This is a genomic window from Neobacillus paridis (genome assembly GCF_016765675.1).
GTDB classification, from domain to species: domain Bacteria; phylum Bacillota; class Bacilli; order Bacillales; family Cytobacillaceae; genus Neobacillus; species Neobacillus paridis.
Genome location: NZ_JAESWB010000168.1, coordinates 242,675 through 257,026, shown reverse-complemented (window position 1 = coordinate 257,026; position 14,352 = coordinate 242,675). Strand labels below are relative to the sequence as shown.

General features: G+C 40.4%; 16 protein-coding genes and 1 other annotated feature. All 16 genes read right to left on the bottom strand.

Annotation, left to right across the window (positions count from 1 at the left end; all coding sequences use genetic code 11):
• Positions 1-99 precede the first annotated feature (99 nt).
• The 16 genes from JK635_RS10305 to JK635_RS10230 all read right to left on the bottom strand — a co-directional run bounded on the left by JK635_RS10305 (position 100) and on the right by JK635_RS10230 (position 14,348).
• Positions 100-396 (bottom strand): hypothetical protein, encoded by a 297-nt coding sequence (locus JK635_RS10305; protein WP_202653862.1) that lies wholly within the window; start codon positions 394-396, stop codon positions 100-102.
• A 157-nt stretch (positions 397-553) separates the two neighbouring features.
• Entirely contained in the window at positions 554-3,325 is a 2,772-nt protein-coding gene (ileS, locus tag JK635_RS10300) for an isoleucine--tRNA ligase (RefSeq protein ID WP_202653861.1), read from the bottom strand.
• A 95-nt stretch (positions 3,326-3,420) separates the two neighbouring features.
• Positions 3,421-3,661, bottom strand: a binding site (T-box leader).
• Positions 3,662-3,713: 52 nt separating this feature from the next.
• The gene (locus JK635_RS10295) at positions 3,714-4,229 is read right to left on the bottom strand and encodes a DivIVA domain-containing protein (protein WP_202653860.1); all 516 of its coding nucleotides are present in this window, start codon (positions 4,227-4,229) and stop codon (positions 3,714-3,716) included.
• Positions 4,230-4,305: 76 nt separating this feature from the next.
• On the bottom strand, positions 4,306-5,079 hold the full coding sequence (locus JK635_RS10290; RefSeq protein ID WP_202653859.1) for a YlmH family RNA-binding protein: 774 nt from the start codon (positions 5,077-5,079) through the stop codon (positions 4,306-4,308).
• A 30-nt stretch (positions 5,080-5,109) separates the two neighbouring features.
• A complete protein-coding gene (locus tag JK635_RS10285; RefSeq protein WP_202653858.1) occupies positions 5,110-5,373 on the bottom strand; it encodes a YggT family protein in 264 nt (87 codons plus the stop codon).
• Positions 5,374-5,378: 5 nt separating this feature from the next.
• Positions 5,379-5,828 carry a cell division protein SepF gene (locus JK635_RS10280; protein WP_202653857.1) on the bottom strand — a complete coding sequence of 150 codons (450 nt, stop codon included), beginning with the start codon at positions 5,826-5,828 and terminating at the stop codon, positions 5,379-5,381.
• 11 nt (positions 5,829-5,839) lie between these two features.
• Positions 5,840-6,517: a YggS family pyridoxal phosphate-dependent enzyme gene (locus JK635_RS10275; RefSeq protein WP_202653856.1), complete on the bottom strand. Its 678-nt coding sequence runs from the start codon at positions 6,515-6,517 to the stop codon at positions 5,840-5,842.
• Positions 6,518-6,525: 8 nt separating this feature from the next.
• Entirely contained in the window at positions 6,526-7,344 is an 819-nt protein-coding gene (pgeF, locus tag JK635_RS10270; protein ID WP_202653855.1) for a peptidoglycan editing factor PgeF, read from the bottom strand.
• Positions 7,345-7,401: 57 nt separating this feature from the next.
• On the bottom strand, positions 7,402-7,665 hold the full coding sequence (locus tag JK635_RS10265) for a YlmC/YmxH family sporulation protein (RefSeq protein ID WP_202653854.1): 264 nt from the start codon (positions 7,663-7,665) through the stop codon (positions 7,402-7,404).
• Positions 7,666-7,755: 90 nt separating this feature from the next.
• Positions 7,756-8,568 carry an RNA polymerase sporulation sigma factor SigG gene (gene sigG, locus JK635_RS10260; RefSeq protein ID WP_374049138.1) on the bottom strand — a complete coding sequence of 271 codons (813 nt, stop codon included), beginning with the start codon at positions 8,566-8,568 and terminating at the stop codon, positions 7,756-7,758.
• Positions 8,569-8,706: 138 nt separating this feature from the next.
• A complete protein-coding gene (gene sigE / locus JK635_RS10255; protein ID WP_202653852.1) occupies positions 8,707-9,426 on the bottom strand; it encodes an RNA polymerase sporulation sigma factor SigE in 720 nt (239 codons plus the stop codon).
• Between the two features lie 43 nt (positions 9,427-9,469).
• Complete coding sequence (gene spoIIGA, locus JK635_RS10250; RefSeq protein WP_202653851.1) at positions 9,470-10,405, bottom strand: sigma-E processing peptidase SpoIIGA; 936 nt, start codon at positions 10,403-10,405, stop codon at positions 9,470-9,472.
• A 245-nt stretch (positions 10,406-10,650) separates the two neighbouring features.
• Positions 10,651-11,796, bottom strand: a complete 1,146-nt coding sequence (gene ftsZ, locus JK635_RS10245; RefSeq protein WP_202653850.1) for a cell division protein FtsZ — start codon at positions 11,794-11,796, stop codon at positions 10,651-10,653.
• A gap of 42 nt (positions 11,797-11,838) precedes the next feature.
• A complete protein-coding gene (gene ftsA / locus JK635_RS10240; protein ID WP_202653849.1) occupies positions 11,839-13,131 on the bottom strand; it encodes a cell division protein FtsA in 1,293 nt (430 codons plus the stop codon).
• A gap of 123 nt (positions 13,132-13,254) precedes the next feature.
• Positions 13,255-13,617: a small basic family protein gene (locus JK635_RS10235; protein ID WP_202653848.1), complete on the bottom strand. Its 363-nt coding sequence runs from the start codon at positions 13,615-13,617 to the stop codon at positions 13,255-13,257.
• Entirely contained in the window at positions 13,617-14,348 is a 732-nt protein-coding gene (locus JK635_RS10230; protein WP_202653847.1) for a DUF881 domain-containing protein, read from the bottom strand. The genes JK635_RS10235 and JK635_RS10230 overlap by 1 nt, the downstream gene beginning before the upstream one ends.
• Positions 14,349-14,352 lie beyond the last annotated feature (4 nt).

The window sequence follows — 14,352 nt, the reverse complement described above, 5'->3', positions numbered from 1 at the left end:
CCACATCCCAAAAGCTAAAGCACCTCTTATGAAGACGCTTGTGCTTTCCTAGTTTCTTCTGCATTTTAGCATATTTAACGGCAAATCGACAATGTAACGTTACAAGTCTAAGGTTGAGATCGTTTTTTTATAATAGCGATTAACTATTTCGGAGTCATTCACTGATTTAACAGTAGGAATAATTTGCAATAAATTTTCTGGGAGCCATTCGCCCGTCCTTTCGCATTTACCATATTGGCCTTGTTCAAATTTACAAATGGCAGCGTTAACATCTCTCAGTTCTGATTCTAAAAGATTTGTCAACCAGTCCCTATTCTGTCTGCTCATTAATGACTGTTCAAGTTCAATTTTCGTTTGACGGAGTTCCAAAAACAATTTTTCCTGTATCGCATTCATATGTGTTTTACCTCCGTTTCATCATTTGTTTTATTTTCTCCGGGAAACTACCGCAGAAACTGCAAAACAATTGACATCACGGACAACATTTAACGGACAAGGAAAAAATTTAAAGAGGCTGCTTCCGATTGTTTTGGAGCAGCCTCTCTCAGTCTGTTTAAACGAGATGTGAATAATTTTCTTTTACGACTTTTGCACAACGCGGGCATAAGGTTGGCAGGTCATGATCATGACCAATTTCAGGGGTAACGACCCAGCAGCGTTCGCAAGTTTCCCCCTCAGCCTTTGTGACAACAATCGCTGCTGTTTCCAATTTTAGCGCATGCTCAGGCGCTGCCTCGTAGAAACCAGCAACTTCAAAACCTGATACAATGAATAATTGATTTAGACTTTCATCAATCGATTCTAACAGATCCTTGGTTTTCTCATTGACGTATAACGTAACTTTAGCCGTTAATGATTTTCCAATCACCTTCTGATTACGCGCCTCTTCCAATGCTTTTAAGACATCATCACGGAGCTTCATAAAGGCGGTCCACTTTTCCTCCAAAGCCTGAGCACCAGGAAGCTCCTGATATTCCGGCATGTCAGTTAATTGAACACTTTCTTCATCAACTCCAGGAATATATTGCCACACCTCGTCGGCCGTATGAGACAGGATTGGTGAAACCAATTTTGTTAGTGCCAATAATGATTCATATAATACCGTCTGAATCGCCCGACGTGCATGGTTATCTTGTGCTTCGATATATAATACATCTTTGGCAAAGTCTAAATAGAAGGCACTTAAATCAAGGGTACAGAAATTATTTACCGCATGATAAATACCGGAATAATCGTAATTCTCATAAGCATTACGAACCAATTTAATCAACTTATTTAATTTAACCAGAATAAATTGGTCTACCTCGCGAAGTTTTTCGTAAGGAAGTTTATCCTTTGCCGGATCAAAATCAGCCAGGTTTCCTAATAAGAAACGGAAGGTATTGCGGATTTTGCGGTAAACCTCCGCTACCTGTTTTAGAATCGCGTCAGACACGCGGACATCAGCTTGGTAATCAACAGATGCCACCCACAGACGTAAAATATCTGCTCCTAGTTGATTCATAACCTTGGCAGGAACGACAACATTTCCTAATGATTTACTCATTTTTCGTCCTTCACCGTCCAAGGCAAAACCATGGCTTAATACCCCTTTATATGGTGCCTTTCCGGTAACCGCAACGGCAGTTGATAACGATGAATTAAACCAGCCGCGGTATTGGTCAGAGCCTTCCAGGTAAAGGTCGGCAGGACGGACTAAATCATCTCTTTCAAGCAAAACGGCTTGGTGTGATGAGCCAGAGTCAAACCAAACATCCATGATATCTGTTTCTTTCGTGAATTTTCCATTTGGGCTTCCCGGATGAGTGAAGCCTTCCGGCAGCAGGTCCTTTGCTTCCCGTTCAAACCAGACATTCGACCCGTATTGACGGAAAAGATTAGAAATATGATTAATCGTTTCATCGGTAATAATTTCTTGCCCATTTTCAGCATAAAACACTGGAATAGGCACTCCCCAGACACGCTGTCTGGAAATACACCAGTCTCCGCGATCACGGACCATATTGAAAAGGCGTGTTTCTCCCCAAGCTGGAACCCATTTTGTCTCTTTCACAGCCTCAAGTAATTGTTCGCGGAAATCTTTAATCGAAGCAAACCATTGAGCCGTTGCCCGGAAAATAACCGGTTTTTTCGTCCGCCAGTCATGCGGATAGGAATGGGTGATAAAACTCAGTTTTAGTAATGCTCCTTTTTCCTCCAGCTTTTGACCAATCGCTTTATTGGCATCTTCGATAAACAACCCTTCAAAACCCGGCGCTTCCCTCGTCATACAGCCTTTATCATCAACAGGACAGAGGACATCCAGACCGTATTTTTGACCTATAATAAAGTCGTCCTCCCCGTGTCCCGGTGCTGTATGGACACAGCCGGTACCAGCGTCTGTTGTAACATGTTCGCCTAACATCACTAAGGAATCACGATCATATAATGGGTGGCTGGCCACAATGTACTCTAAATCAGTTCCTTTAAGCTTCTGGACGATTTGCGGTGCTTCCCAACCGATTTCCTTTGCCGCTGATTCAAGCAGGCTTTCAGCCACTAAATATTTATGACCATTAACGGCGGCGACTACATAAGTTAAATCTGGATGGACGGAAATCCCCAAGTTTGCCGGGATAGTCCATGGTGTGGTTGTCCAGATAACGATTTCCGTATCGTGATCAAGAACGCCTTTGCCATCTTTCACCTTAAAGGCAACGTAAATCGATGGTGACCGTTTATCTTTATATTCAATTTCTGCTTCAGCAAGAGCTGACTCACTGGATGGGGACCAATATACAGGCTTTAGACCTTTATAAATATAGCCCTTTTTCGCCATTTCCCCGAAAACCTTTATTTGCTGGGCTTCATATTCCGGTTTTAAGGTGATGTATGGGTTTTCCCAATCTCCTCTGACCCCCAGACGCTTAAACTGTGTCCGTTGGTTATTAATTTGTTCATAAGCATATTCCATACAAAGTTTACGGAAATCAGCAACAGACATTTCTTTTCTTTTCACGCCTTTATTCGTTAATGCCTGTTCGATTGGCAATCCGTGCGTATCCCAGCCTGGTACATATGGCGCATGGTAACCGGTCATTGATTTATGGCGGACAATAATATCCTTTAAAATTTTATTCAAGGCATGCCCCATATGGATATCCCCATTTGCATATGGTGGTCCATCATGAAGCACAAACATGGGCCGGCCTTTTGTCCGTTCCTGTACCTTTTGATAAATGTTCATTTCTTCCCATTTCGCCTGGATTTCCGGTTCACGTTTGGGGAGATTGCCGCGCATCGGAAACTCCGTTTTCGGCATTAACAACGTATCTTTGTAGTCCATCTTTCTTCCTCCAATACTTGCTATTAAAATAGAATGGTCACTTTTTCAGAAAAGTATAAGTAATTACAACGATAAAAAAAACCCTCTCATCCCTATAGAGGGACGAGAAGGTTATTTCCCGCGGTACCACCCTGATAGACAGAACAGCTATTGTTCCACCCGCTTTTCTTATTTGTAACGTAAATAACACGCCAGTGTCTACTAGCCTTTTTTAAAGATGTTCAACACGGAACTCAAGGGTGATTTTCCAATATTCTGCTCTACCAGGCTTCCACCATCCCTGGTTCGCTAATAAAAGCATCCTGAAAATTGTACTGTCCCTATCATCGTCAGCCATTCTATTCGTAATAATCTGTTAAGAAATTATATGCTACAATTACATCATTCGTCAAGCCAGTGAATCTTCTTCTTCCTGAAGATTCAACTCTGATGCATCTACTTCATATTCCAATAAATGATCCCAATCATCGGTATTCAGCATGTCTAGCTGTGCTTCAATCAGCATTTTAAAACGGGTTCGAAATACTTTTGATTGTTTCTTCAAATCTTCAATTTCAAGCGCAATTTTTCTCGCCTTTGAAAGCGATTCATTGATAATGCGGTCGGCATTTTTTTCGGCTTCCTTCACAATAAGTTTTGCTTCCTTTTGAGCATTCCGCCTTACTTCTTCACCGGCCTCTTGGGCAATTACGATCGATTTATTTAGGGTTTCTTCAATATTTAAAAAATGGCTCAAGCGCTCATTCATGTCGGCTAAGCGTTCTTCCAGTTCCTTCTTTTCCCTGAGAACCATTTCATAATCTTTAATCACCTGGTCCAAAAATTCATTTACTTCGTCCTCGTCGTATCCTCTGAATCCTTTATTAAATTCTTTATTATGAATATCTAACGGCGTTAACGGCATGCTGCCACCTCCAACAAATCTCTGTATGTATTAGGAATTATTCGACAAGGTTTTTAAAAATCCTTCAACAAATAAATTATTTTTGCTTTCCTATAAGCATTCGCCATTTTTCTTTTTTTGTTTTTCCATCAATACGAAGAATTTTCGACCTTCCATAACCGCGAACGGAAATCAAGTCGCCTTCCCCACATGAAAATGAAGGATTTTCAATCATTGTCCAATTTACTTTGGCCACCCCATGTTGAATGAAAAGCTGCGATTTTTGTCTTGATAGATGAAAAACACTAGAAATAACAGTATCCAGGCGCAGGGAAGATACTGTTATTTCGCTTTCATCCCATATTTCCTTTAAATCGAGTGCTTGATCTAACGGTTTTTCAACAAGTTTTACACCTGCACGGCCAATGGTTTCAACATGGTTTATAATAAAACTGGCTGCTTCCGTTGCAGCTAAAAATTGAACCCGTTCATCTGCAATCAGAATATCACCAAACTTTCCGCGTTTCAGACCTAGGGACATTAGCGTTCCTAAAACCTGACGGTGTTCAATTGTCACAAATTTTTTTGGATATTCAATTTCAAATAGGCTGATTTGAAAATCTTCTTCATTGGGTGTGAGATAATCTGGATACAGTAATGCCCGTTTTCTTTCCCCATTATCGATACCGCCAAAGAAGGAATACTTCACATCACCTGATTCACCAATAATTGATTTTAAAATATGCTGCTCCCGCGGATCGAGAAAATCGGTCAGTTTGGACGCATATTGCTGCTCGACATTCTCCTTCCAATCGGTTACCTGATCAATAAATTCCCTTTCTTCTGGACGAAAATGTTGATAAATGCTCATAAGTGTATACACAACCCGGACGAAAATTAGTTATCCAATCATTTGATAGACGCTGACTAAGCCTCTTTGGGCAAAGTTTAACACAAGAAACGCCACAATTGGAGATATATCAATCATCCCAATTGGCGGAATTATTTTTCTAAACGGTTCCAGATACGGCTCACAAATCCTCGCTAAAAACCTGCCGACAGATGTATCGCGCGCATTAGGAAACCATGACATTAAGATATAAATAATTAATGCCCATGAATAGATCTGAATTAGCTGCTGCAATAGACTTATCACAAAATACATTCCCATTACCACCTCATTTTATGAATATCTTGTTCTGGAAAAAGATCAGTGATATTTCCCGACACCTCAACATTATCCGGCGTGCATAAGAAAATATTTGTCCCAATCTTCTGCATATCTCCTCCAAGGGTATAAACAACACCACTTAGAAAATCAATAATTTGCCGTCCTTGTTCGCGGTCAATCCGCTGTAAATTAACGACTACAGCGCGGTGATTCTTTAAATGGTCGGCAATTTCTGTTGCTTCAGCATATGTTCCAGGCTCCGCCAGAATAACTTTAGAAGCCTTTTGCCCATTTGATTGCTTTGGGATACTTTGAAGACTAACTACATTTTGCGTTTTTCCACCAGGCTTTGAGGTTTTTTTTGGTTCTGTTCGTTCTTCAAAACTTTCGCTGTCCTCATATTCATCATCTAAAAAGAAAAATGTTTTTAATTTAGATTTTATCGTCATCTTTTTCTCCCCTAATCATCTTCACCAACAAGTGCCGTGCCGATCCTGACCATCGTGGCTCCTTCTTCAATGGCGATTGAATAATCATTAGACATTCCCATGGAAAGTTCTGTACAGGGGGCAAAATCCAAATGTAATGCTTGAACCTGTTTGCGAAGCTTGCTTAACTTACGAAAACAATCCCGTATGATCTGTTCATCATTCGTCAATGGTGCCATCGTCATTAAGCCTTCAACACGAATATTCTCAAATGGACGAAGTGATTCAATAAAGGAAATCACCTCTTCAAGAGGCAGACCGTGTTTTGATTCCTCCCCGGAGACATTGACTTGGACAAGGCATTTTATCTTTCGTTGTGCCCGTTTATTAATCTCCTTTGCCAATGACAGGCGATCCAACGAATGAATATATTCGACTTTATCGATAATGTTTTTTACCTTTCGCGATTGTAACGTACCAATATAGTGCCAAACAGGCTTGTCCCCTAGAACCTCCCACTTACTTATGAGACCTTCATCACGATTTTCACCGAAATCAGTAAGCCCGGCATCTAATGCCTCTTTTGCTCTTTCAACCGTTACATATTTTGTAACGGCAATGATCCGAATCTCTTCAGGTTTACGATTTACTCTTTGACAGGCCTGATCAATTTGCTGCTTAATACGTTCAAGTTTTTCTGTTACTTTCATGAATGAAATCAGATCTCCTTCCAACCAATGAAACTTAACATTCTGCCTGTTTTCCCTTGATCACGGCGATGCGAAAAAAACAACTCCGAATCACAGCTGGTACATAGATTGGTCACCATAATTTGCTGGGCAGGAATCCCAGCCTTCAGCAGGATTTGCCGATTTAATGCACGCAAATCTAAAGAATATTGTCCATCATTAATTAAATTATATGGTTTTCCATCGACATCTTCTAGTATATTTTCTACTAAATTAACGACACGATTATCGACAATGTAACATTTTTCGCAAATGGAGGGACCAATTGTCACATGAATATCGCCGGGCTTAATGCCATCTTTATTCCATGCTTCAACCATTTGTCTGGCTATTTGGGCAACGGTGCCTTTCCAGCCGGCATGAAGAACCCCAATCATCCCAAAGTCAGGGGCAATAAAGTAAATCGGAACACAGTCAGCATAGCACAGCGTCAACAAGATTCCCGTTTCATTTGTATAAAAACCATCCGTTCCTTTAATCGAGTGGTCATAGAAGTCCGCGCCTTTTCCACAATCCGCTTTTGTAACTTTTTTGACCACAATATCATGGATTTGTTCGGCCCCGACCCAACGGTTTAACGGGAAGTCCAGTTCTTTTGCAACGATTAAGCGATTAGCACAAACATCAGTTACTTGATCGCCAACATGAAAACCCAGGTTTAGCGAAGCGAACTCTCCATGACTGACACCGCCGGTTTTGGTTGTAAAACCGGCAACGAGTCCGGGAAACTGCTGCATCCAAGGTTCAATTGTTAAATAGGATTGATTATCTCTAACAAAAGGTTCCATTTAAAGTACCCTCTTATGTTTTTCTATAGTTTACCATGAAAAGAAGATTCGTGCACACTATCCCTCATCGGTTGATTTTTCTTCAGCACCTTTAAATCTGACTAAAATGACATCCTGGCCAATTTTAATGATATTGTTCCAAGGAATCACGACTTCATCCTCTTTTCCGAAAAAGCCGAGCATCCTGCCATTCCCGGAAATGACAACTGCTTCAATTTTTCCTGTTGAAAGATTAATCTCAATATCGCCTATATTGCCAAGCCTCTTTCCATCCGATACATTGACAACATCCTTTATTTGAAATTCTGAAATTTTAACCATCTACATCACTCCCCAATCCGATACTTTCAATAAAATATATGATTGGCTTCAGGAATATAGCATAGAAAAAAAGCTGCCCAAATGGCAGCTTTAGCTTTGAATGTTTTTATTCATTTGTCTGATGGCTGCTTTTTCCAAGCGGGAAACTTGTGCTTGCGAAATCCCGATTTCATCAGCCACTTCCATTTGTGTTTTCCCTTGAAAGAATCGTTTTCGCAATATTAATTTTTCACGTTCATTTAATCTTCGCATGCCTTCTTTTAAAGCAATCTCTTCAATCCAATGAATGTCTTTGTTGCGCTCATCACTTAATTGATCCATTACATAAATAGGGTCGCCGCCATCATTATAAATTGGCTCGAAAAGAGAAACCGGATCTTGAATCGCATCTAAGGCAAAGACGATTTCTTCATGCGGCACTTCTAAAACTTTAGCAATCTCCTCTGCGGTTGGTTCTCTTGATGTTTCACTCATTAATCGTTCCCTTACTTGGAGGGCCTTATAGGCGATATCCCGTAAACTGCGAGAAACGCGAATGGGGTTATTATCTCGTAAGTAGCGCCGTATTTCCCCAATTATCATCGGCACAGCATAAGTAGAAAACTTTACATTTTGGCCTAAATCGAAATTATCAATCGATTTCATCAGTCCAATACAGCCAACCTGAAATAGATCATCAACAAATTCTCCTCGGTTATTAAACCTTTGAATTACGCTTAAGACAAGGCGCAGATTACCGTTGACAAGCTTTTCACGGGCAGATAAATCACCCTCTTGCATTTGCTTGAAGAGTATTCTCATTTCTTCGTTTTTTAACACTGGAAGTTTTGATGTGTCTACACCGCAAATTTCAACTTTATTTCGAGTCAATTCTGTTCCCTCCTCACAGGAGCTGCTGTACAAAAACAGTATCTCCGCAGGGAAAAAAAATATGCACCTGTCCAACCAGGTGAACAGGTGCATGATCGACCAAAATTAGTGTTAAATCATGAAATCATAAGGTATTTTTTGTGGGAAAAATTTTCTTTTCTTTGTCTAGCCTCACACCATTTTATTAAATTCCTTGCGCAGCCTTTTTATAATTCTTTTTTCAAGCCGGGAAATATACGATTGGGAAATCCCGAGCATATCGGCTACATCTTTCTGCGTTTTTTCTTCACCATTTGTCAGCCCGAAGCGAAGCTCCATAATTTGCTTTTCCCTATCGGTAAGTTGATGCAAAGCCTTCGATAGCAGCTTACGGTCTACATTTGCTTCAAGGTCCTTAGTAATAATGTCATCATCCGTGCCCAAGACATCGGATAATAATAACTCATTTCCATCCCAATCAATGTTTAATGGTTCATCAAAGGAAACTTCCGAGCGTATTTTGTTGTTCCTTCGCAAATACATCAGAATCTCATTTTCAATGCATCGCGAAGCATATGTAGCCAGTTTGATTTTCTTCTCGGGATTAAACGTATTCACTGCCTTTATCAAACCAATGGTTCCAATGCTGATTAGATCCTCTATATTAATGCCAGTATTTTCAAATTTGCGGGCAATATAGACCACCAGTCGCAGATTGCGTTCAATCAGAATCGATCTGGCTGCTTTATCACCATCAGGAAGTTTTTTTAACAACAATTCCTCTTCATCTTTACTTAAAGGAGGAGGCAATGCTTCACTTCCACCGATGTAAAAGACTTCATCTGTTTTCAGACCCAATTTCATTAAAATTTTATACCAATAGTAGGATAGGCGAAATTTCCACTTTATCATTTCTACTCCCCCTTCTAAAATTTGTTTTTCCGAGTATAGTATATTAACCCACTTTCTCACTTTCCCTACGCTGCTTGAGTCCCGTCAGCATTTTGGGATGAACGATACATTGGAACGTGTCATCGCCAGAAAGCTGCTGCAGCGTAAATGTTACCAGCCCTTTGGCAGATACCATCTCACCATTATGTTCAATCAAGATGTTATCAGGTCTAATTGCCGCAACCAGCTGATGCTCTTGTCCAACCACACTGTAAGGCACAATTCGCAAACGGTCCTGCCATTCATCAGGTAATGGATCACTGCCCATCAAGATAGAGTCTGGTTCAACTGCCAATTTTCGGATCGGTCCCGGTAATGTTTCCAATTGATGTTTAATCGAGACAAACATCACGGGTAGTCTTGACAATGGGTCATAGAGCTGATTCCCACTATCAACAAGCCCATTAAAAGTAAACGTTTCATTTTCAATCTTTAGGTGGACAACAACGATTTGTTCATAGTGAATTTTCGTCATTTCCATGCTTTCAATATTTTTTCTTGAAAAATGCCAGGCTACCGGAAAGCCAATAAGCACAAACAGCCAGCTAATTGGATCGCCGAATCCCTTCACACTGGAGAGCAGTACCTGCTCCGTAAGTTCGGCATCATATTGCAGAAAATAATGCACGCCGATTAATGATCCGCCAATTAAAAACGTTGAAACATACAATGTCATTAACGCTTTGATAAAGAAAGAAAAACGTTTATAACCAAAAGTGAGGAGCACCATGATCAACGAACATAACAATTTAGCAATCGGATGACTTGAATAGACATTTAATGGGGTAAATGATAATAAAATGATTAATGACCCTGTAAAACCCCCCAGTGCAACTCTCCATAATCTGATTTTTCTCTTCAAAAAAATAGCAGTTAAAAAAAGAAGAAGACTATCAAAGAAAAAATTTAGCAGCCAGATAATATCTAAATAAACGACCAAGCAGCTTCCTCCCTAAACTCACTCTATAACCGACTATTATCTGTTACGCAAAAGTATAACCTACTTTCAGGCTGGAAGTGTGTCACTTTCTGTAAACAAAAAAACAGAAATTTTCACTATTCAAAACGTATTTTGTCAAACGAAAAGCGGAAGTACTGTTAAACGGACTCCAGAAATATGTCCCGCACACGTCAAAAAGGCATGATCCGTTTTTGGACCATGCCTTTTAATTTCTATTCTTATCCTTATCTTCTACGATTTCGATTGCGTAAGAAGGTTGGAATATCCAATGTATCTTCCTGAAAAGTGCTATTATTAGCATTATTGCGGACTGGCTCTTGCGGTGCTTCTTCCCGCTTCTGTTCACGCTTAACATTACCGGCTGCTGCCTTATTCGTTTGTACAAAAGTTGGCCGTGTTGCTTTAGGCTGGATGACTTCTTCATTAAATCCGGTCGCAATCACTGTTACGATGATTTCATCCTTTAGGTCTTCATTGATGACCGAACCAAAAATCATATTTACTTCTTGGTCTGAGGCGGAAGCAACAATATCAGCAGCTTCCTGAACTTCGTACAGGCTTAAATTAGCGCCTCCTGAAATATTCATCAATACTCCTTGCGCTCCATCAATGGAGGTTTCAAGTAATGGTGAACTAATCGCTTTCTTAGCTGCCTCGGTTGCCCGGTTTTCGCCTGATGCCATCCCAATACCCATCAAGGCCGAGCCTTTATTTGACATAATTGTTTTAACATCAGCAAAGTCTAGGTTGATTAAACCAGGAACCGCGATTAGATCCGAAATACCTTGTACCCCTTGGCGCAGAACGTTATCAGCTTCACGGAAGGCTTCAAGCATCGGCGTGCTCTTATCAACAATCTCCAAAAGGCGGTCATTAGGAATAACGATTAAAGTATCAACCGCTTGTTTCATTGCACCAATACCACCAGAAGCTTGGTTCGCCCTTTTCTTGCCTTCAAATGTGAATGGACGAGTCACAACGCCAACTGTTAAGGCACCAAGTTCACGCGCAATTTGCGCAATAACCGGGGCCGCACCTGTCCCCGTGCCGCCGCCCATACCTGCGGTTACAAAAACCATATCGGCTCCACGTAAAGCCTCTTCAATTTGTTCCTTGCTTTCCTCGGCAGCTTTCTTGCCAACCTCAGGATTGGCCCCGGCACCAAGACCACGTGTGATTTTCGCCCCAATTTGCATCCTGACTTCCGCTTTCGACAAATTTAATGCCTGGGCATCGGTATTCACGGCAATAAATTCAACACCCTGAACACCATGTTCAATCATTCGATTTACCGCATTATTGCCGCCGCCGCCCACTCCAATTACTTTTATTGTTGCAAGAGAATCTAAATTCGTATCAAATTCCAACATGAAAAATCCTCCTAATTCGTCGATATTCCTTTTCCGCCCATCTTATTCGAAAAAGTAACCAAGGAATTTTTTTACTTTTGATGACATTTTTTCTTCTGGATGTTTTTCTGCTTTTACTTTAGGTTGTTGTTTTGGCAATTTTTTTTCGGTTGATTCAGAAACGCTAGCTTGGGAACTGACTGTTCCTCCTGGCAATCTAGCATTCTTGTAGGCATATTTAATCAAACCAACCGCGGTTGTATACTGAGGTTCTCTTACACCAATATAATCCGGTCTGGCAATGCGGACAGGATTTTTAAACATATCCTGAGCAAGCTCCAATACCCCTTGCATGTTGGCTGTTCCGCCTGTTAAAACGAAGCCGCCCGGTAAATCATTTACCCCTAAACGTTTTAACTCTTTGGCAACCAACTCAAAAATCTCTTCCATTCTTGCTTCTATTATTTCTGAAACATAAAGCTGATTGAATTGTTGATGCTGATCGCTTCCAATAATCGGGACACTAAAAAACTCATCCTCCGAAGCATAATCATAGAAGGCATGTCCATATTTTACCTTTATATTTTCTGCATCCTCGGTAGAAGTATGTAAAACCTTTGAAAGATCATTCGTAATCAAGTCTCCCCCTACTGGGATCACACTTGTCGCTTTTAAAAATCCTTCTTCAAAAACGGCAATCGTTGTTGACCCACCACCGATATCGATCAGGGCGACACCAAGATTTTTTTCATCCCTCGACAACGCATAATCTCCGGCAGCAAGCGGCTGAAGAATAATGTCCGAAAAATTTAATCCAGCGCGTTCAACACAGCGAATGATGTTGGCAAGAATAGAATGGGAGCCGGTAACGAGTGTGCCATCCATTTCCAAACGAACACCAATCATTCCGCGTGGATCATGAATTTCATCTTTTCCATCCAAGATGAACTGTCTTTGGATAACCCCCATATTGACTCTTTCTGGTGGTATGGAACCCGCATAAGCGGCTTCGATTACACGCGTAACATCTTCATTGGTGATTTCCCGGTTTTGCCCGGAAACAGCCACAATTCCATGACAAGGCTGCAAGCTTATACTATGACCGGGAATTCCGACGACCACTTCGTTAATCTCTAAGCCTACCATTCTTTCCGCCTGCTCAATCGCCCGCTTAATCGAATGAACGGTATCGTCCATATCGACAATCGAACCTTTACGCAAGCCCTCTGATTCAACATTTCCAACACCAATAATATTTAAAGAGCCTTTTCCCGAGTCATTGACCATTTCACCAATGATTACTTTTACACTGGATGTACCGATGTCAAGACTAACGTATATTTCATTGCTGTTCATTCTTTGGCACCTCCTTAAGATCTCCTTTCAGTCGAACAACAATAGCTTTTAATTAAATGATAAGTTCATAAGTATATCTTATAAAATTATTCGTCACAACTGAATGATTCCCTTTAAAAATTTTCAACTTTTTTCTAACTTTTCTTTGGTCGTTGACCATTTTGTCAATAATATTCGCCTAATTACGGCAATATTTTGAAACAGTCTGACACCAAATGCAAATACTGCCGCTAAATACAAGTCTACACCAAGATGAACACCGAGAAAAGCTAAACTTGCAGCTAGTATTATATTAAAAAAGAAACCCGAGACAAATACTTTTTCATCATAAATATTTTGTAAATAGGCTCTGATTCCGCCAAATAATGTGTCAAATGCCGCTAAGACAGCTATCGACAAATAATTGGAATATTCTACAGGAATGCGTATTTCTGTTAGCAAACCTAGAATTATGCCGACAATTAATCCAACAAATGGAAGCCACATTAGGAAACGCCCCCTTCTTTCACCGGTTCCAAATAGTGGACCCGAATCGGCTGTTCAAAAGCCGGAACAATAATATTGGAAGTGGGTTTACTGATCAAAAGCCGTAAGTTTTCGATAAAAAATTCATCCCCGGCTTTTGAAACTTTCATCCGATTGTAAAGCGTCTCAGCTTTATTCTGATCATCAACAACTGCCTTAACTTCAAGCGGCAGCTTTTTAATTGCGTGTCCATCGATTTTCGTTTCTCCATTAATGTCTCTTATCACTGTCGTATTAACAACTCTTTGCCCATCAATGGAGATATACTTGGCCTCATACATATTTAATTCATTTAATAATCTCTGTAATAGTTCAGGGGAAACAACATTTGAAATCGGTTCCCCCACCTTAATACCTTCCAATACGGGCTCAATAGTGATGATAATTCCCGGTCCGGTCATCTCTTTTAAGCCTGCTTCACTTTTTAATTCTTCCAATGTATCCCGTAAAGCCTGTTCTTTGCTTTGCTTTCGTTTGGATTCATAAGCTGCCAGTTTTTCTTCGTTTAAACGCATTTCCGTCAACAAATTACTTTGGAGTTCTTTTTCTGTTAATAACGCTTCTCGAAGCTGCCAAATATCTCGTGTATCACGTTCAACCGGTTTTTTTACAGTTTGGAATTGGACGGCAATCATAAAACCAATAACAGTGGCAATGAATGTAAAACTAATCTTCCCCTTTTTCTTGTCCACATTT